At 35.8% G+C, this 20190-nt stretch carries 17 protein-coding genes; 7 read left to right on the forward strand and 10 right to left on the reverse strand.

From position 1 onward, the window contains the following. Nucleotides 1-104: 104 nt before the first annotated feature. From rsmG to rpmH, 10 genes are all read right to left on the reverse strand, one after another. Complete coding sequence (gene rsmG, locus ABVZ64_RS04125; RefSeq protein ID WP_352399790.1) at nucleotides 105-821, reverse strand: 16S rRNA (guanine(527)-N(7))-methyltransferase RsmG; 717 nt, start codon at nucleotides 819-821, stop codon at nucleotides 105-107. A 4-nt stretch (nucleotides 822-825) separates the two neighbouring features. After that, entirely contained in the window at nucleotides 826-1260 is a 435-nt protein-coding gene (locus tag ABVZ64_RS04130; protein WP_352399791.1) for a hypothetical protein, read from the reverse strand. Nucleotides 1261-1402: 142 nt separating this feature from the next. After that, nucleotides 1403-3286, reverse strand: a complete 1884-nt coding sequence (mnmG, locus tag ABVZ64_RS04135; RefSeq protein WP_502892579.1) for a tRNA uridine-5-carboxymethylaminomethyl(34) synthesis enzyme MnmG — start codon at nucleotides 3284-3286, stop codon at nucleotides 1403-1405. Between the two features lie 91 nt (nucleotides 3287-3377). After that, a complete protein-coding gene (locus ABVZ64_RS04140; protein WP_352399793.1) occupies nucleotides 3378-4784 on the reverse strand; it encodes an MATE family efflux transporter in 1407 nt (468 codons plus the stop codon). Between the two features lie 17 nt (nucleotides 4785-4801). Then, nucleotides 4802-6187 (reverse strand): tRNA uridine-5-carboxymethylaminomethyl(34) synthesis GTPase MnmE, encoded by a 1386-nt coding sequence (gene mnmE / locus ABVZ64_RS04145; RefSeq protein WP_352399794.1) that lies wholly within the window; start codon nucleotides 6185-6187, stop codon nucleotides 4802-4804. 138 nt (nucleotides 6188-6325) lie between these two features. Then, the gene (jag, locus tag ABVZ64_RS04150) at nucleotides 6326-6943 is read right to left on the reverse strand and encodes an RNA-binding cell elongation regulator Jag/EloR (protein ID WP_352399795.1); all 618 of its coding nucleotides are present in this window, start codon (nucleotides 6941-6943) and stop codon (nucleotides 6326-6328) included. Nucleotide 6944: 1 nt separating this feature from the next. Then, the gene (locus ABVZ64_RS04155; RefSeq protein ID WP_352399796.1) at nucleotides 6945-7997 is read right to left on the reverse strand and encodes a YidC/Oxa1 family membrane protein insertase; all 1053 of its coding nucleotides are present in this window, start codon (nucleotides 7995-7997) and stop codon (nucleotides 6945-6947) included. A 71-nt stretch (nucleotides 7998-8068) separates the two neighbouring features. Beyond that, nucleotides 8069-8281, reverse strand: coding sequence for a membrane protein insertion efficiency factor YidD (gene yidD / locus ABVZ64_RS04160; protein WP_313528672.1), 213 nt, complete (start codon nucleotides 8279-8281; stop codon nucleotides 8069-8071). 16 nt (nucleotides 8282-8297) lie between these two features. Beyond that, nucleotides 8298-8669 carry a ribonuclease P protein component gene (rnpA, locus tag ABVZ64_RS04165; protein WP_352399797.1) on the reverse strand — a complete coding sequence of 124 codons (372 nt, stop codon included), beginning with the start codon at nucleotides 8667-8669 and terminating at the stop codon, nucleotides 8298-8300. Between the two features lie 92 nt (nucleotides 8670-8761). Then, nucleotides 8762-8896: a 50S ribosomal protein L34 gene (gene rpmH / locus ABVZ64_RS04170; RefSeq protein ID WP_352399798.1), complete on the reverse strand. Its 135-nt coding sequence runs from the start codon at nucleotides 8894-8896 to the stop codon at nucleotides 8762-8764. Nucleotides 8897-9547: 651 nt separating this feature from the next. Between rpmH and dnaA the strand changes: the two genes are divergently transcribed. The 7 genes from dnaA (at nucleotide 9548) to ABVZ64_RS04205 (ending at nucleotide 20175) form a co-directional block, all read left to right on the forward strand. Continuing rightward, nucleotides 9548-10879, forward strand: coding sequence for a chromosomal replication initiator protein DnaA (gene dnaA, locus ABVZ64_RS04175; protein WP_352399954.1), 1332 nt, complete (start codon nucleotides 9548-9550; stop codon nucleotides 10877-10879). Between the two features lie 244 nt (nucleotides 10880-11123). Beyond that, entirely contained in the window at nucleotides 11124-12236 is a 1113-nt protein-coding gene (gene dnaN / locus ABVZ64_RS04180; protein WP_352399799.1) for a DNA polymerase III subunit beta, read from the forward strand. A 36-nt stretch (nucleotides 12237-12272) separates the two neighbouring features. Next, on the forward strand, nucleotides 12273-12485 hold the full coding sequence (locus tag ABVZ64_RS04185; RefSeq protein ID WP_352399800.1) for an RNA-binding S4 domain-containing protein: 213 nt from the start codon (nucleotides 12273-12275) through the stop codon (nucleotides 12483-12485). A gap of 188 nt (nucleotides 12486-12673) precedes the next feature. Then, nucleotides 12674-13771, forward strand: a complete 1098-nt coding sequence (gene recF / locus ABVZ64_RS04190; RefSeq protein WP_352399801.1) for a DNA replication/repair protein RecF — start codon at nucleotides 12674-12676, stop codon at nucleotides 13769-13771. 436 nt (nucleotides 13772-14207) lie between these two features. Further along, the gene (gene gyrB / locus ABVZ64_RS04195) at nucleotides 14208-16109 is read left to right on the forward strand and encodes a DNA topoisomerase (ATP-hydrolyzing) subunit B (RefSeq protein ID WP_352399802.1); all 1902 of its coding nucleotides are present in this window, start codon (nucleotides 14208-14210) and stop codon (nucleotides 16107-16109) included. A 246-nt stretch (nucleotides 16110-16355) separates the two neighbouring features. Continuing rightward, complete coding sequence (gene gyrA / locus ABVZ64_RS04200; RefSeq protein ID WP_352399803.1) at nucleotides 16356-18863, forward strand: DNA gyrase subunit A; 2508 nt, start codon at nucleotides 16356-16358, stop codon at nucleotides 18861-18863. Between the two features lie 796 nt (nucleotides 18864-19659). Continuing rightward, a complete protein-coding gene (locus tag ABVZ64_RS04205) occupies nucleotides 19660-20175 on the forward strand; it encodes a GGDEF domain-containing protein (protein WP_352399804.1) in 516 nt (171 codons plus the stop codon). Nucleotides 20176-20190 lie beyond the last annotated feature (15 nt).

Here is a 20190-nt window from a genome sequence, read left to right on the forward strand (position 1 = left end):
TGGGGTGGTTCTAAGCTTTTTTAGCCAAATATTTATAAGTAAAAATCCCTTTCCTTCTATAAAAAAAGACAGCATCTCAAAAGAAATACTGTCTAAGTTTATTATTATAGTGGGTTTTTTGAAATTTTACCCGCTTTTCTAGGATATTGTTTTGGCGTTGGTGATACCTTCTCAATAAAGATAAGTTTATGGGACAATTCTGTAAAAGGTATTGTAACATCTACGACCCTGGTTACCTTGCCTCCAAGCTTTTCTAAAGCACTTCTAGCCTCTAAAATCTCAGCGGTTGCGTCAGGCCCTTTTAAAGCCGCTAATGTTCCTCCAATTTTTACAAAAGGTAAGCAATATTCAGATAACACTGCTAAATTTGCCACGGCACGAGATACGCAATAATCAAACGCTTCTCTATACAGAGGATTTTGACCTCCATCTTCCGCCCTAGCGTGAACACACACTACGTTATTTAAACCCATTTCAATTATTGCTTGTTCTAAAAAACCGATTCTTTTTTGCAAAGAATCCAGAAGTGTCATGGAAACATTGGGACAAGCAATTTTCACAGGAAGACCGGGAAAACCCGCCCCTGTTCCAACATCAATGATTTTTGTTTCTTGCGTCACCTCTAAATAAGGCACCAAGCTTAAGCAGTCAACAAAATGCTTTAAAATAACTTCTCTTTCTTCTGTGATGGCCGTTAAATTCATTTTTTCATTCCATTCCAACAACAAAGACATATAAGACATAAACTGCTCTGTCATCTCTTGTGAAAGAGAAATCTGCATCTGCTGGCAGCAAGATTTCAATAGCATTTTATTATCCATTGAGCTACTCCTTTTCAATACAATATATTTTCCATTTACCAAAGTGATTAGGCTCTGCTACCATCCGCACAGAAATCACCTCTGTATATCCTTGCTCACATCTGCAAGCCAAGGAAACTGTTCTTATCTCATTTTGTATATCATCGGAAAAAAAATGTAACTCTTTTTTCTCTCCAAATAATTTTTTTATGCCATCTAAGTCTGCCATTATTGCAACAGTGTTGGAAAGATATCCCATTGCTTCCTCCTCGCAGTCTTTTTCCAATGCACTTAAAAATGACCTCACGGTTCCACTAGGATTCGGCAATGAAAAATAAGGAGAGCGAACTGTATTAAAGCATAAATCTTCTAACGGAAATGTCCCTTTTGGTAAAATTAACTTTCTGTCTTTTTGGGGTTCGTAACTCCCACTTCCCTTCCAAGGCAGAAAAAATTTCATTTAACCCCCTCCTTTGCTAATGAATATTCAAAACAGCTGGTAACTGTTATCTCTTTTCATTCAAAAAAAAATTTTGCTCTTTAAGGAATGTGATTAGTAAGGAATTTCCCAATGGGAAAAGGTTACAGTTGGTTCGCAATAATTAGCTTCTGCGCTTTTGTTGTTCTAAATAAATCAACAGTACAGAAATATCAGCAGGAGATACCCCTGTGATTCGAGAAGCATGACCTAAGGAGCTAGGGCAAATTGCATCTAGCTTTTGCTTTGCCTCAATTCGCAGACCTTGAATACTCTGATAGTCCATATCTTCTGGTAGTTTGCGGTTTTCAAGCTTTTTAAATTGCTCCACTTGCTTCAACTGCTGTCCAATATAACCTTCATACTTTATTTGTATATTTACTTGCTCTTTTACATCAGAAGGAAGCTCTGGTCTGTCTAAATCCAGAGGGGCAATCTTCTCATAGTCTAATTCTGGGCGTTTTACTAAATCAGACAGCTTTACACCTGACCTAATTGGAGTACTTTCGTATTGTGTCAACACCTCCAATGTTTTCGGGTTTGGCGCAACGGTTAAAGCCTTTACACGCTCAATTTCCATAGCAACCAGTCTTTCTTTTTCTCTTAAAGCACGATAACGTCCTTCAGGAATTAAGCCAATTTCATAACCAATGGGAGTTAACCTTTGGTCTGCATTATCCTGGCGCAACAATAAGCGGAATTCAGCACGGCTTGTCATCATTCGATAAGGTTCTGTACTTCCCTTACTAATCAAATCATCTATCAATACGCCAATATAACCATCAGACCGCTGTAAAATAATGGGTTCTTTTCCCTGCAAATATCTTGCTGCATTAATACCACCAATTATACCCTGGGCTGCTGCTTCTTCATATCCAGAGCTTCCGTTAAACTGACCTGCACTAAAAAGCCCCTTAAAATCTTTAAACTCCAAAGACAATTTTAGTTGTGTTGCATCAATACAGTCATATTCAATCGCATAAGCAAAACGGGTAATTTCGCATCGCTCCAGCCCGGGAACGGTACGGTACATGGCAATCTGCACATCCTCAGGCAAGGAGGAGGACATCCCTTGAATATACATTTCTTCAGTTCCCTCGCCTTCTGGCTCAATAAAAAGCTGATGGCGTTCTTTGTCTGCAAAACGAACTACCTTATCTTCGATAGATGGACAATAACGAGGGCCTGTACCCTCAATAATTCCACCATACAGGGGCGAACGGTGCAAATTATCTCGAATTACTTGGTGGGTCTTTTCGTTTGTATAAGTTAACCAACATAATGCTTGTTCTTTTTGAATATCCTCTGGTTTATTTTCAAAAGAAAAAGGAACAATGTTTTCATCACCATATTGAGGTTGCATTTTTTCTAAATCTAAAGAGCTTTTCAACATTCTCGCAGGTGTACCTGTTTTAAAACGATACAAACGAATCCCTAAGTCTTTCAAACATTGGCTTAATTTTGTGGCAGGCATCAAGTTGTTTGGTCCACTAGGGACGATCACGTCACCGTGTAAGCAGCGGCTCATCATATACGTACCCATGCAAAGAACAATGGCTTTGCATCGAAAAATTGCACCACCTGTTGTGACAACACCAGAAACACTTCCATCTTCCATAAGAATTTCAGCAATTTCACCCTGTTTGATTTTTAAGTTGGGTGTAGTTTCCAAGGTATACTTCATATCAGCTTGATATTTTATCTTATCTGCCTGGGCACGCAAGGAATATACAGCTGGTCCTTTTCCTGTGTTCAACATTTTTGTTTGAATATATGTTTTATCAATGGTTTTCCCCATTTGTCCACCTAAAGCATCAATCTCTCTCACCAAATGCCCCTTAGAACTACCACCAATGGATGGATTACAGGGCATCATAGCAATACTGTCTAAACTTATGGCAAACATAACGGTTTTCATTCCCATTCTTGCCGCTGCAAGGGCCGCCTCACAACCTGCATGGCCGCCGCCAACAACAGCAACATCAATGGTTTCTGCCTCATACATCATTCCATAACTCCTTAGTATCATGGAGATAACTCCACTTCATTTTTATTCAAAAACCAAACTAGTAAAAAAGACTTATCCTCATTTGAATAAACTAGGCGATTCTCTTTTCTTCTTCTAGTTTTTTCATTGCTTTTTTAAATTGAACCATAAATAAGATAGCAGTTGTTGCTACTGCAATCGAATCCGCGGCAGGCTCCGCTAAGAAAACTGCCTTTGCCTTGTCATCAATAAACATGGGTAATATGTAGATAAAGGGTATCAATAATAATATTTTACGCAAAATTGCCAAAAACAAAGACGTTTTTGCATTTCCGATTGCAATGAATGTTTGCTGGCAAGCAATCTGAATACCGAAAATGCCAGAGAATAGCATATAATAACGCATTGCCCATGCACTATAATCCAACAGTGCAGCATCACTGGCAAACATTGAAGAAACCCCTTTGGGGAATAACATAACAATGGCCCATAACCCCATGGAATATAACAAGCTTGATTTCAATAATAAATGAAAACCTTCTCTTACACGCTCAGGCTTTTTGGCACCAAAATTATAACCTGTAATTGGCTGAGCTCCTTGGGCAAGTCCAATCAATGGTAACATAGAAAACTGCATAACACTGCTTAATATTGTCATGGCACCTACAGCTGTATCGCCACCATATTTCAATAGGGACGAGTTAAAGCAAATACTAATAATACTCTCTGTGGATTGCATGATAAAAGGAGAAAGACCTAATAAAATGCAGGGCCAAAGGGTTTTTCCATGAATTTTAAAATTTTTCAACCTTAATTTAAGGGTTGTGCCACTCCCCGTTAAAAATACAACTACCCAAATTGCAGAAATACCCTGAGAAATAATCGTTGCCAACGCAGCTCCTTTTACCCCCATTCCAAAGAAAAAAATAAAAATTGGATCTAAAATAATATTACTGATTGCACCGATTAAAATTGTATACATACTTACCTTCGCAAATCCCTGGGCAGAAATAAAAGAATTTAAACCCAATGCTAATTGTACGAAAATGGTACCCAAGGCATATATATTCATATAATCCAAAGCGTATCCAATGGTATTTTCACTGGCACCAAATGCAAGAAGCAACGGCTCAGAATAGAACACTAAAATTAGGGTAAGGGTAATTGCAAGTATAATTAATAACATAGTACAGTTACCCAAAGTTCTTTCCGCTTCTTCTTTATCACCTTTACCCAGCAATATTGAAGAACGGGGTGCGCCACCCATACTTGCCAAGGCCGCAAAAGCTGAAATCAGCATGATAAGGGGCATACAAACACCAACCCCTGTTAAGGATAATGCTCCCGTAACGGGAATATGCCCAATATACATACGGTCAACAACATTATATAATACATTTACAATCTGTGCTGCTATTGCGGGTACTGCTAGTTTTACCAATAAATGCTTAACTGGTAAAACGCCTAACTCATTTTCTTGTGGTGCGATTTTTGGCTGATTGATCTCATTTTGTTTCATACATACACTCCATTTCATTATTTACCCAAACAGAATTTTGTAAAAATACGATCAATGATTTCTTCATCTGCCACATCACCAGTGATTTCGCCCAAAGCACGGTTGGCATCCTGTAAGTCCATAGATATAAAATCTTCAGGCATACGGGTACGAATTGTAACCAAGCAACGTTCCATAGCCTCTTTGGCTTGAAACAGTGCATTTTTATGGCGCGTGTTTCCCAATAAAGCATCCTGGGCATTCACCCGTTCACCGCTAAAAAACAATTCCTTTAATCCATTGATCAGTTCGTCAAATCCACGGTTCTCCTTAATGGAAACTGGAATGATTTGGTCTTTTGAGATGTATTGTTCTAAATCTTCCAAAGAAATCTTTTGCTCCAGATCCGTTTTGTTAATTAAAACTAGTGTCTTTTTTCCCCGAATAAAAGATAAAATTTCTTTATCTTCCCCTTCCAATGGCCTTGAACCATCAAGCATCATCAAAACCAAGTCCGCTTTTTCTGCATAGGACTTTGATTTCTCTACCCCCATTTTTTCCACTACATCTCCAGTCTCACGTATACCAGCAGTGTCCACAATTTTCATTGAGATACCATCCACATTGATATATTCTTCAACAGTATCACGAGTTGTACCTGGAATATCAGTAACAATTGCTCTTTCTTCCTCTAACAACCAATTTAGTAGAGAAGATTTTCCCACATTTGGCTTGCCTACAATAACAGTTTCTAAACCTTCCCGAATGATTTTACCACGATCGGCATTTGCCAATAATGTTTCCATCCGCTTTAATAGGCCTAGGGCTCCCTGTTCCATATTACTATAGGTTTCCTCCTCAACGTCATGCTCAGGATAATCAATAACCGCTTCAATGGAAGCAATCATATCTAAAATTACTTCTCGCATCGAATGGACTTCTTTTTTCAACCTTCCCTCAAGCTGATTGACTGCCACTTGGCGTGATAAATCCGTTTGGGAGTGAATCAAATCAATGACGGCTTCGGCTTGAGTTAAATCCATCCGACCATTTAAAAATGCCCTTTTCGTAAATTCCCCAGGTTCTGCCAATCTAGCTCCTTTCTTTAACACTGCCTCCAAAACACGGCGTGTCACCAAAGAACCTCCATGGCAATTGATTTCTACAATATCTTCTTTTGTATATGTTTGAGGACCTTTCATCACAGAAATTAAAACCTCGTCTATAACTTCATCTTGATCAATTACTTTTCCATAGGATAAGGTGTGACTTTTCTTTTGTGAAAGGGGCTTTTTTCCAAAAAACAAGCCATCAGCCAAATCTATACATCCTTGGCCACTCATTTTAACAATACCAATGCCCCCCATGCCCAAGGGAGTTGAAATTGCAGCTATGATATCATCTAACTGGTTAACTTTATTCATTTTCCCCTCCTACTAAAAAGACCTAAAAATCTTGGTACTTTCAACCTCAATTATCTTTACAAAGCACAAAAAAAGGCTTTCTTTTTTAAATATAGCAAAACCCGCAACAAGAGTTCCTGTAACGGGTTTTTTTTGCTCTTATTTTAAAGTAATTACAACATTACGATAAGGTTCTTCACCTTCACTGTAAGTTGTGACGAAGCGATCATTTTGTAACGCAGAATGAATAATTCTTCTTTCATAAGGATTCATTGGTTCAAGCACAACATTTTTCTTCGTATGCTTTACTTTTTTTGCTAAGTTAAATGCAAGGGTTTCCAATGTTTCTCTTCTTCTTTGACGATAATTTTCTGTATCTAGCATTACACTTACATAAGAATTGCTATTTTTATTAACAACCAAATTTACCAAGTATTGTAGTGCATCTAAAGTTTGCCCTCTTTTACCAATTAAGATTCCCATATCTTCACCAGTAAGGTTAATTAATAAATGTTTATCCTTTATCTGAGTTTCAATTTTAACAATGAGACCCATGGATAAAAAAACTTCTCTTAGGAAATTTTCAGCCGCTTTTTCGGGGTTAAAGTTTTTCTTAACCAAAACAACTGCATCTTTTCCACCAAATACACCGAGAAAGCCTTTTGAACCTTCTTCAAGCACAGTAATGGAAACATCTTCTTTTGAAGCGTCTAACTCAGCTAAGGCAGCAGCAATGGCTTCATCTACGCTTTTACCGCTTTTTCTAATTTCATCCATTCTAAGCAGCCTCCCCCGCAAATTTCTTCTTATAATGTTTCTGTAAGATTACCTGCTGAATAATACCGAAAATATTACTGATTGTCCAATATAGACCAAGGCCTGCAGGCATTGATATACAGAAAAAGCCCATCATAAATGGCATAACATAAGTCATTGTTTTTGTCATTGCCATAGCTGGATTATTAGGGTCTGCATTTGCACTAGGTGTCATTACCATCATAATTTTAGACTGAGCATAAGTAGACACTGCAGCAAAAACAGGGATAATTACACCTGGCCATTTTAAACCTGCTGCACTTACCAAAGGGATAGTCAAGAATGTTTCAATATTATTTTTTGATGCCAGAAGTTCTACCAATCCATTTCCATGGGGTCCAAGCTGGCTCATAATTGATGTCCAGTCATCAATACCCAGGTAGTTTACTAACATAACCACATCGCCAACACGGCTCATATCAAAACCACTTGTTTTGATTACATCAACACTCTTATACATGTCTACGAAACTTTGTGCATAGGGTGTAAAAACTTCCATTCTAATATCTGCTGGGATCTGTAAAATTGCATTTGCAATGTCTGTGTAGTTCTGGCCGATAACATCAACATAAACATATGCATTTTGAAATAAATAAAACAAAGCATACAAAATTGGAAGCTGAACTAACAAAGGCAAGCATCCACCCATAAGGCTTATACCATTTTTCTTTTGAAAATCCTGCATTTCCATAGCCATTTTTTGCTGAGAAAGCTGATCTGTTTTACCTTTATATTTATTTTTAATCTTTTCTAACTCTGGCTGAAGCATCTGCATTTTAAATGAAGATTTTTGCTGCTTCACCATCAAAGGGAACAGAATTAATTTCACAATCAGGGTGAATATAATGATTGCAAAGCCTAATACGCCCACAGTCATCATACCGTGCAGCCCATCAAAAAGCATATTGTAAACATAACCCATTAACTCGGCAATGGGCCCCAATATACTACCGGGCATTTTTACAGACGGAAGCGTCGTCAATGCGACACCTGCTAACATTTCACTTCCAAACACTTTTTATGCCTCCTTAAACAAACAAATAGAATTTTTTGCCCCGCAGGACAACCTTCACAGACAATAGAGTTTTAGGGAACGGGGTCATAGCCGCCTTCATGGAAGGGATGGCATTTCAGAAGTCTTCTGACGGCAAGATATGTGCCCTTAAATATGCCATAACGAGATATGGCGATGTACGCATACTGAGAACAGGTGGGAGTAAACCTGCAATGTGGCCCAATTAAGGGAGAGATACCCACCTGATAAAAACGGATTAACCATAGGAAAATTTTTTTACCCATATCTTCATCTCGCTTCTTATTCTCCATCTTTCCCTGCTTCTTTTTCTTGCTGGGAAAGAAGTAATTGATGTTTTTTTAATAGATGCCGCAAGGAGGCATTGACTTCATGATAAGATGAATCCTTACAAATAACACGGGCAATGACAACAATATCATAGCCACAACGAAGATCTTCCTCCATATTGCGGTAACTTTCACGAATCAAGCGAGTCACATGGGAACGAACGACGCTCTTTCCAACCTTTTTACTGACTGAAATACCTAATTTGTTCCCTTGTGTCCCATTTTTCACCACATACATAACCAAATGGCGGTTGGCAATAGATCTACCTCTATTGTATACATACCGAAACTGAAAATTTTTTTTCAAAGATTCTGTGAATTTCATAATAATCCTTCTTTCATTCGGTAGTGCCAAAATGTTCCTCATATGAACAAAAGGCCACTTTCAGCGGCCTAATATACGTTTTGGTATGAGGATTATGCGGATAATACTTTTCTACCTTTTTTTCTTCTTGCAGCAAGCACTTTTCTGCCGTTAGCAGTTCTCATTCTTTTTCTAAAGCCATGTTCTCTGCTTCTTTGTTTCTTTTTAGGCTGAAATGTCATTTTCATAGTTATACGCACCTCCTTTATTGCAGCGTTTCACTGCCCTTTTTACGAGCACTGCTACTATTATAGTAAAAAAGAAATGGCTCGTCAAGAAAAATATTTCCCTTGAAAGCCTTAAAACTCTGGCATTTTAGGTAAAAATTATATTTTGACAATTTTTTTTTATTTTGTTCTAATATGTTGTTTTTTTTTATTTTTTTTATCTATATATAGTAGAAACAGAATAAAAATGGGTAATTTTTTTTATGAAACTATTTTTTGGATGGGGATAACTTGATTTTTTCATTGCGGTTGTGGATAACTTTTGTTATACTATGACCAAGGTGTCAAGAAGTTGATCCACAGAATTCACACATGTTTTGCCGCACCAAAATTTATGTTATCCACAATCTGTTGATAAACCTGTGTATAACTCATTTTTTTTGTGAAAGAGCTCTTGAAAACTACATCCCTCTTGTCCACTCTTATTGTTCGAAGTGGGTTATTTCGCGTTTTTTCATAAAAAATATTATGTTGATTAATGTGGGCAAATAAAAAGCAATCGTTGTGAACAACCTGGGCTTGTCTATCATCAAGACAAATTTCTTTCACAGCCCAACCATATTCGTTTGTGGATAACAGTCTAGTTATTCACAAAAATTTAACAGGAGGTACATAATGGAACAAGTAAACGAATTTTGGAACGAAGCTTTAAAAATTATCGAAGAAGAAAGTTCTGCCGTTAGTTTTGAGACATGGTTTCGTCCAATTGTGCCCTATGGCATTCAGGATAATTGCTTTTATTTGCAAGTAGAAAATCCTTTGGCAAAAGACATGCTGGAAAAACGTTATTTTGACCTGCTCCGAAATACCCTCAAACAGGTTTTAAAAAGAGATTTAGAGATTATTATTTTGCTTGGTAATGAACGTCCTCTAAAAATGATGCAACAAAATGATACGCAAAAGCAAAATACCGATTTTCCAAGAAATCTAAATCCTAAATACGTTTTTAGCTCATTCGTAGTAGGTAACAGTAACCGTATGGCACACGCTGCATCTTTAGCTGTTGCAGAGGCTCCTGCGAAAAATTATAACCCTTTATTTTTATATGGAAACTCTGGTTTAGGTAAAACTCACTTAATGCATTCAATTGCACACTATATTCTTGATCATAATAATGCTGCAAAAGTATTATATGTAACAAGTGAAACCTTTACCAATGAATTAATTCTTTCGATTCAAAACAATAAAAACGAAGCTTTTCGTAATAAATATAGAAATATCGATGTTCTTCTCATTGACGATATTCAATTTATTTCTAAAAAAGAAGGAACACAGGAAGAATTTTTCCATACCTTTAATGCATTATATGAGTCAACCAAACAAATTATTATTTCCTCGGACCGGCCTCCAAAAGAAATAGAAACTTTAGAAGACAGACTGCGCAGCCGTTTTGAAATGGGCTTAATTGCTGATATTCAGCCACCCGACTATGAGACAAGAATTGCGATTTTACGAAAAAAAGCAGAACGTGATAATCTTCAGGTGCCGGATGATGTAATGGCTTACATTGCAAAAAATATTGCATCAAATATTCGTGAATTAGAAGGGGCTTTGACACGTATTGTTGCTTTTGCAACCTTAACAAATCAAAATATCTCTATTACATTGGCAGAAAACTCATTAAAAGACATTTTTAGCGAAAATGCCTCTGCACCTTTAACGCCTGATCTAATTCAGGAAATTGTTGCAGAGCATTACAATATTCGTGTTGAAGATATGCAGGGAAGCAAAAAACCTAAAAATATTGCTTTTCCCAGACAAATTTCTATGTATCTTTGTAGAAAATTATTAGATATTTCCTTGCCCAAAATAGGTGAAAGCTTTGGCGGGCGTGACCATACAACTGTAATTCATGCTATAAGCAAAATTGAAAAGCAATTAGAAAATGATACGGCATTGCAAAACACGATTTTGCAATTAGAAAAAGAAATAAAGGGGCAATAATCTTCCACATTGGCTTGTGGATCATACAAGGGACAACCTGTGGATAAGTTGAAGGTTTTATTCCACCTTGTGAATACTGTGGATAAGCTATCAGTCTACCCACATCCCTTCCACATCACTTACCAACAGTGAGAATTCCTATTTTTCTAGGAAAAAACAGGTTTTCCACAAACCCACAGCCCCTACTACTTCTACTGCGGTTAAAATCTTATTTATTTCTTTATAGACTGTGTGAAAAGGAGTTGTGTACAACTTGAAGCTTATATGTAAAAAAGATCTACTGTTGCAATATATTAACATTGTAAATAAAGCAGTTTCCAACAGAACAACTTTACCCATTTTAGAATGTATTTTGTTAACAGCTGATGAAAGAGGTTTTGTTTTAACTGGAAATGATTTAGAATTGGGTATAAAAACAGCATCCATCGATGCCGAAATTATAGAAAAAGGCGAAATTGCCATAGAAGCTCGTATTTTTAACGAAATTATTCGTCGTTTAAATGGTGAAGATGTAATCCTGTCTTCAGATGACAAAAATGCAGTAACCATTATTTGTGGTTCCTCTGAGTTTACAATTATGGGCCAAGGTGGAGAAGATTTTCCTGCTTTACCAGAAGTTGAACAGAATCAAGCCTATACTTTGAAGCAAAATGAATTAAGAAATATGATTCGACAAACCATTTTTTCTATTGCTCAAGATAACTCAAAACCTGTATTAACTGGTGAATTATTCGAGTTTAGTCAGGATTTTTTAAACATTGTCTCTGTGGATGGTTACCGAATTTCTTATCGTAAAAATAATCTACTAAATAGTTATGGAAAAAATGAAGTCATTGTTCCTGGTAAAACGTTAAGTGAATTAAATAAAATTCTATCTCAAGAAGAAGAAGATTTGGTTTCTGTTTATGTAACAGACAAACATATTCTGTTTGATCTAGGGACAGCAATTATGGTTTCGCGATTGATTGCGGGAGACTTTATTCGCTATGAGCAAAGTTTTTCAGAAGATTTTAAAACAGAAATTTTGATCGATAAGAGTGAGTTAATTCAATCTTTAGAAAGAGCATCTTTGGTTTCTAGAGATAATAGAAAAACTCCTGTTCGCTTCAAAATTAAAACAAAATCTTTAGAAATTACTGCAAAAAGTGATATGGGTACTGCTTTTGAAGAAATTTCAGCAGAAATTGAAGGGGAAGAAATTTCTATTGCTTTTAACCCTCGCTACTTCATTGAAGCCCTTCGTTCTATTGATGAAGATAGAGTGAAAATTCACTTTACTGCTTCTTTAAGCCCTTGCACAATTTTACCTGTTGAGGGAGATTCTTTTAAATATTTAATTCTTCCATTAAGAATATAATTTTATGTAAACTAATTTAGAAAGAAGGATTACTCTATGCAGGAAGTTGTTATTCATACCGAGTTCATTAAATTACAGCAAATTTTAAAGTTAGCAGGGCTAGTTGGACAAGGATCTGATGTAAAAGTTTTAATTTCGGAAGGCTTGGTTTATGTAAATGGAGAACAAGCTTTGGAAAGAGGCAAGAAAATCCGTGCCAATGATATTGTTGAAGTAAAGGGATTTGGTTCAATAAAGGTTGTAAATTAAGTATGATATTCTTTTAACAATTGAATTTTACGATATTACACTTTAAGAGGGATAGTATATCCCTTTTTTGTGCTTTTTTAAAAAATGATCCTAAAATTTTGAATAATGTTAAATATATAACGATATATTATTATTTGGAAATGAATGATTTTTTTGTTATTTTTTAGGTGTATACTGGGTGGATATTTATGCAGATATTAGAGGTTTCATTGCAGGGGTTTCGCAATCTAGGAAAACTTCATATAAAGCCTTCAGAAGGGATTAATGTGTTTTACGGGAAGAATGCCCAAGGGAAAACAAATTTTTTGGAATCCCTTTATTTTTGTGCAACTGGACGTTCCATGCGGACAAAAAATGATTGGCAAATGATTGGATTTGATGAAGAAGAAAGTCATATTCGTCTAGTTGTGGCAAAGAAAAACCGAAACGAGCGTATCGATGTTCATTTGAAAAGAGATACCAAAAAGGGAATTGCAAGAAATGGTGTGCCAATTAAGAAATTAGGAGATTTATTTGGCACATTGTATACAGTTGTATTTTCTCCAGAGGATCTTTCTTTGATTAAAGAAGGACCAGGGGAAAGACGTCGTTTTTTAGATATGGAACTTTGTCAGCTGAGTCGTATTTATTATTTTGACCTACAACAATACTACCGAATTTTAAAACAAAGAAATAATTTACTAAAGGAAATTAAGAAGAAGCCTTCCTTACAAGAAACCCTTTTTGCGTGGGATCAGCAATTAATTGAATATGGTGAGCGAATTATAGGGGCTAGAAGGGATTTTCTATTAAGGTTAGATATAATTGCCGCTGAAAAACTTAATGCCCTTACAGGGGGCTTAGATCGGCTTAAAATAATATATAAACCAAGCTGTGAATTGGGACAGATGACTGAAAAGCTTAACCGAAATTTGCAGCGAGATATTTATTTGGGAAGCACAAACTATGGCCCCCATAAAGATGATATCCTTTTTTACATCGGTGATAAGGAGGTTAAGAGTTTTGGTTCTCAAGGTCAACAAAGGACTACTGCATTAGCCACTAGGTTGGCAGAGATTGATTTAATTCGGGAAGAAACGGGAGAAGATCCTGTTCTTTTATTAGACGATGTATTATCAGAATTGGATGAGAGTAGGCAAAAATTTTTAATGGAAAGCATTCAAGGCCTGCAAGCTTTTTTAACCTGTACTGGAATTGAAGATGCGATTAAGAAATATATTAGCAAAAATAATTTGTTTTTTGTTGAAAACGGTCAAATTTCTCCAGAAAATGAAATATTATTTTAAGGTGTAAAAGAAAAAGTTCTTTTACACTTTTTTTATTCTTGTTATTTTTGGTTTTTTTTACTTTTTTTGAATCAAATTCAGGAAAAAATTGTTCAACTAAATAATAAGGAAGAAAAAAAATAAAAAAAAGTTGTGAAAATTACTGTTTTCCTTGAAAATATAAGGTTTTTGCCTTGTAGAATTGATTTTAAAATGTTATAATAGTTATGCAAGGTAAACTTTCTAAGTTTTATGAAAAAGAACCCTGCTTTTTTTAAGGTTTTCTATAGAATTTAGAGTGTTCGGTGCAACTGAGTTAAGTTATGTGTAAAATGTTAATTCATTTTTCATATCATTAATATTTGATTCAAAATAGGTTTCAAGAACGAACCTATTTTTTCTTTGGCACAAAGAAAAGATGAGGAACCCAAGAAGATTTAGTTGAAGGAGAGGTTTTATGTCATCAGATTACAATGAAAGTCAAATCCAAGTGCTGGAAGGGTTGGAGGCTGTTAGAAAGCGTCCTGGTATGTATATCGGTTCTACCAGTTCAAGAGGTCTGCATCACTTGGTTTACGAAATAGTGGATAATGCGGTGGATGAGGCCTTAGCAGGATATTGTAATGAAATTACAGTAAAAATCCATCCCGATAATTCTATTTCCGTTATGGATAATGGTCGTGGTATTCCTGTTGGAATACAGCATCAAAAGGGCATACCGGCTGTGCAGGTTGTATTTACGATCTTACATGCTGGTGGTAAATTCGGCGGTGGAGGATATAAGGTTTCTGGTGGTTTGCATGGTGTTGGTGCTTCGGTGGTAAATGCACTGTCAACCTGGCTAACAGTTAATATCCACAGTGATGGAAAAATATATGAGCAGAAGTATGCCCGTGGGGATGTATTAATGCCTGTTACTACAATTGGTGAATCCCAGCTGCATGGCACCTATGTTCATTTCCTACCTGACCCTGAAATTTTTGAGGAAACTGTTTTTTCTTATGATATTTTAAAGCAGCGTTTCCGTGAGACTGCTTTTTTAACAAAAGGTTTGAAAATCAATCTAATTGACCTAAGAGAAGGTATGGAGCAACAGCGCACATTCCATTATGAAGGTGGTATCAAAGAGTTTGTTTCGTATATCAACAAAAGTCGCCAGCCTTTATATGATGATGTTTTTTATGCCACTGGTGAAAAAGATGGGGTTTTGGTGGAAGTTGCATTTCAATACAATGATGGCTATACAGAAAATATATTTAGCTTTGTAAATAATATCAATACACCTGATGGTGGTACCCATTTGATTGGCTTTAAAAGCGGACTGACCAAAACATTAAATGATTATGGTAAAAAAATTGGTGTTCTTAAAGATGCAGATAAAAAGCTTTCTGGTGATGATGTTAGGGAAGGTATTTCTGCTGTTATTAGTATAAAAGTTGAGGATCCCCAATTTGAAGGTCAGACAAAGGCTAAATTGGGAACAAGTGAAGCAAAGAATGCTGTGGAGAGTGTTCTGAGCGAATATTTGACCTATTACTTGGAAGAAAACCCTTCGGTAGCAAAAACCATTATCGAAAAGGGTATGACGGCTTCTAGAGCCCGTGACGCGGCCAGAAAGGCAAGGGAGCTTGTTCGCCGCAAAACCGGATTGGAAAATACAAGACTTCCCGGTAAGTTAACAGATTGTACAAGTAAAGATCCTTATGAGTGCGAAATTTACATTGTAGAGGGTAATTCTGCGGGTGGTAGTGCAATTAAGGCTAGAGATCCTAGGACGCAAGCCATATTACCTCTGCGTGGTAAAATTTTAAATGTGGAAAAGGCAAGACTAGATCGAATTTTAGGCAGTGAAGAAATTAAAAATATGATTACTGCCTTTGGTACAGGAATTTCAGAGGATTTTGATTTAGATAAATTGCGTTATCACAAAATTGTTATTATGACCGATGCTGACGTGGACGGTGCTCACATACGTACGTTGCTTTTAACCTTCTTCTATCGCTATATGCCCGATTTAATTGAAGAAGGAAAGGTTTTCATTGCACAGCCTCCTCTTTATCGTGTAGAGAAAAATAAACAGCACTATTATGTGTATGATGATGCACAGTTGGATGCGCTATATAACGAAATTGGTAAAACTGGCATCAAAGAAGTGCAGCGTTATAAGGGTCTTGGTGAAATGGACTTTGATCAGCTAAGAGATACTACCATGGCAGTAGAACATCGTATTTTGAAAAAAGTTGATATTAGCGATGCATTACTTGCGGATGAAATTTTCAGTATGTTGATGGGTGATAGTGTTGAACCAAGACGGGAATTCATTGCTGAAAATGCTCAGTATGCAGAGATGGATTTTTAATCTTAAAAAATTAAAAAGAAAATTGGTCTTAAGGTTTTTTCATTTTACTACTCAATAAGTAATGGCCTAATTTTGGGTGGTTTATTGATAGAGAAATTTAGAAGCCCATAATACTCTAAAAATATGGTCTGATTAATCCCAAAAACAAAGTTTTTGCAAAGATGGTTCCAGGGTTGAATTCCCTAAAGGGCCTAGAATTCCAAGGCCCTATCCCAAGAAGGTTTAGAATAAAAACGAGGTGAAAGAATGAGCGACGAAATCAGAGAAATAGATAAGGTCGTTTCCATAGATATTAACGAGGAAATGAAAAAGTGCTATATCGATTATGCTATGAGTGTAATTGTTGCCCGTGCATTACCTGATGTGCGAGATGGTTTAAAACCTGTACAAAGACGTATTCTCTATTCTATGAATGAAATGAACTTGGATCCCAATAAAAGCTATCGTAAATCAGCTCGTATTGTGGGTGATACCATGGGTAAGTACCATCCTCATGGCGATAGTTCCATTTATCAAGCAATGGTTCGTATGGCACAAAATTTCTCTATGCGCTATATGCTGGTAGATGGTCATGGTAACTTTGGCTCCATTGATGGTTATGGTGCAGCGGCCAGCCGTTATACTGAAGCAAGAATGTCCAAAATTACGGCGGAATTATTGGCGGATATTGAAAAAGATACCGTGGATTTTGTTCCAAACTATGATGAAAATGAAAAAGAACCCACAGTTTTGCCTGCAAGAATTCCTAACCTTTTGGTGAATGGTTCTTCTGGTATTGCTGTTGGTATGGCCACAAATATTCCACCTCATAATTTAACGGAAGTCATCAATGGTGTTATTTGTATGATTGATAATACTATCGACGATAAGGAAACTGATATAGAAGAGTTGATGGAGCATATTCAGGGTCCTGACTTTCCCACAGGAGCCACCATTCTTGGAAAAAGTGGAATTCGTGCTGCTTATCGTACTGGTAGGGGTAAAATTTTGGTGCGTGCATTGGCTGAAATTCAATCCATGGCAAACGGTAGGGAAAAAATTGTAGTGACCGAACTTCCATATATGGTAAACAAGCTACGGTTGATTGAAAAGATAGCAGAATTGGTTAAAGATAAGCGTATCGAGGGCATCAGTGATTTGTATGATGCTTCTGCCGGTGATGACATTCAGATTATTATTGAACTGAAAAAAGATGTAAACGCAAATGTTATTTTAAATCAGCTTTATAAATATACACAGCTTCAGGAAAGTTTTGGTGCTATCATGCTTGCATTGGTGGATGGAAAGCCTGAAGTTTTAAATTTAAAGCGCATTATTGAAGAATACTTGAAGCATCAAGAAAATGTTGTAACAAGAAGAACACAGTTTAATTTGGATAAAGCTGAAAAAAGAGCTCATATCTTAGAAGGCTTACGTATCGCCATCAGTAATATTGACGAGGTTATTCGTATCATTCGTACCAGTTATGATAATGCAAAAGAGCGCTTAATGGAACGATTTGAATTATCTGATGTTCAAGCTCAGGCAATTTTGGAAATGCAGCTACGCCGTTTACAGGGTCTGGAGCATGAAAAAATTGATGCAGAATATAGAGACTTAATGGAAAAAATTGCTTATTATAAGTCTTTATTGGGAGATAGAAAATTAATGTTGGGTGTGATCAAAGATGAAATTACAATCGTTAGAGATAAGTTTGGCGATGAACGTCGTACCCAATTGGTGCAGAATCCAGGAGAAATTGACTTGGAAGATTTAATTGAAGAAGAAACTTGTGTTATGACACTTTCTAATTTGAATTATATTAAGCGTACACCTTTAGATACTTATAAGAGCCAAAATAGAGGCGGTAGGGGTATTGTGGGCATGCAGACAAGGGAAGAGGATTTTGTAAAAGATATGTTTTTATCTTCAACCCATGATACAATATTGTTCTTTACAGATAAAGGAAGAGTATACCGAATGAAAGGGTATGAAATTCCTGAAGCAGGGCGTACTGCAAGGGGAATGGCAATTGTGAACCTTTTAGAAATTGCTCCTGGAGAAAACATTACAGCCATTATTCCTGTAAAAGAGTTTAAAGAAGATGAATATCTTGTGATGATTACAAGGCGAGGTATTATTAAGAAAACAGAAATGGCAAGTTTTGCGAATATTCGAAAAGGTGGCTTAATCGCTGTTAATCTTAGAGAAGATGATAACTTGATTACTGTTATGACAACCAACGGAGAAAACGAAATTCTTGTTGCAACAAGAAATGGACTAGGCATTAAGTTCTCTGAAAAAGATGTTAGGCCAATGGGACGTACAGCAACAGGTGTTAAAGCAATAACCTTGCGTGAGGATGATTACGTTGTTTCTGCTGTAAAACTTTCAGAAGGATTACAAATTCTAAATGTAACAGAAAAAGGATATGGAAAACGTACTGAAACAGATGCATTTACCCTTCAGTATAGAGGTGGTAAAGGGATGAAAATCCATCAATTAACGGAAAAAACAGGCTTATTAACTGGCGTTCTTTTGGTTGATGAAAATGAAGAAATTATGCTCATGACTTCAGAGGGAATCATCATTCGTTTGAGAGCAAAGGATATTTCTATCATTGGTCGTGTTTCACAGGGTGTAAAGTTGATGAACTTAAATGATGGTATAACAGTTGTGGGCATTGCAAAGATTTCTGAAGATGATATAAAAGATGATTTTGCTGATATAGAAGAAACAATAGAAACAATAGAAACAATGGTTGATATTGATTAAAAGATACTGATAAAATAAAACTGCACAATTTTAAAGTGCAGTTTTATTTTATATGTTTTAATTCATTAAAAATCTCTAATAAATTCATTTTTATTATATTATACAACTAAATTATGGTAAAATTGTGATCAATAAAGAATATTTATAAATTAATATTATAAAAAGCATAGAATAAACAAAGCAATTGAAAGAGGCGATAGATAGAATGATACATCATTATATTTTTCTAGGTATTGTCAGCACAATGGCAATGTTATTGCTCTGTATCATAATTAGAAATAATGAAATTTTAGATCGAAAAATGAAAATGTTCTTTACATATGCCATCATAGCTACAATTATCGTTACAATTTGTGAAATAGGAACTTATTTTTTCGAAAAACCCTTCTCTGACTTTCGTTTGCAAAGTTTTTTTTGTAATGTAATTGGTTTTTCTATTTCGCCTTTTATTCCTATTTTTATGACACTATCTTTTTGTAATGCTAATTATACAAATATAAAATTTTGGATATTTCCGGCAATGTTAAATATGTGTATGACTATATGCTCCCCTTTTTTTGGTTTGGTGTTTACAATATCAGCGGTAAATGTTTATACACGAGGACCTTGGTTTTTCATTTATATTTTGGCTTATATATGTGGAATCTTGTTGCTGATATATGAAACAATACGGCTAAAAAAAAGATATCAGAGCAAAAATAGTTTTGTATTGTATTTACTATTGCTTTTTATCATATTTGGGACTAGTATTCAAGTTATACTTCCTACGGTGCATACTACATGGATTTGTATTTCTATGGCAATTACTATTTATTATGCCTATTTTTGTGAGATTTGTGAAAAGTTTGATCCACAAACCAATTTGCTCAATCGTCGTGCTTACGCCTGTGAGGTAGAGCGGGTGGAGGAGTCAAATCAGGCTACCATTTTGATCTTTGATGTAGATGAATTTAAAGAGATAAATGACACCTATGGACATCAGTTTGGTGATGAATGTCTCTTCACAGTGGCTTGCTGTATAAAAGAGGTTTTTCAGAATATGGGTTTGTGTTTTCGAATTGGCGGTGACGAGTTTTGCGTGATATCCAAGATAACAGATGAAACCACAATTCAGAATGCAATAAAAATATTTTTAAAGAAAATAGCAAATTGTAAAGAAAAAGATAAGAAAATTCCCAATGTATCTATTGGTCATGGTTATTATAAAAAAGGCTTATGTAGGGTTGAAGAGGCAATTAAGAATGCAGATGATGAATTGTATCTGTTTAAAAAAATACAAAAGAGAAATGAAAAGGAACAAAGCTATCGGTAATTTTATTTTGTAAAA

Source organism: Anaerotignum sp. (assembly GCF_040307045.1).
Classification (GTDB): Bacteria; Bacillota; Clostridia; order Lachnospirales; family Anaerotignaceae; genus Chakrabartyella.